This window comes from Cupriavidus sp. SIMBA_020 (assembly GCF_046535395.1).
Taxonomy (GTDB): Bacteria; Pseudomonadota; Gammaproteobacteria; order Burkholderiales; family Burkholderiaceae; genus Cupriavidus; species Cupriavidus campinensis.
Genome location: NZ_JAWRWU010000767.1, coordinates 1 through 265, shown reverse-complemented (window position 1 = coordinate 265; position 265 = coordinate 1). Strand labels below are relative to the sequence as shown.

Annotated in this window: 1 protein-coding gene; it reads left to right on the top strand. The window is 60.4% G+C overall.

What is annotated here, in order from left to right:
• Positions 1–265 (top strand): transposase (locus tag SB751_RS31420; protein ID WP_410749200.1); only part of this gene is annotated, 265 nt, incomplete at both ends.

The following is a 265-nucleotide window of genomic DNA, read 5'->3' as shown; positions in this document are numbered from 1 at the left end:
CAAGGATGGGACCAACTTTGCGCAGGATGCGCGCGGCAACTGGTTTCTCAACATCGTGATCGAGATGCCCGATGTTCAGGCTCGCCCAATCCGTTCCGGTGTTGGCATCGATCTCGGCCTGAAAGACTTCGCCACACTTTCGACCGGCGAGAAGCTGCCCAATGACCGATTCGGCCGACGCGCGGCTGAGAAACTGGCGAAAGCGCAACGGGCGCGAAAGCACAAGCGGCATATCGCGAAGTTGCACGCCCAGGTCGCGAATGCC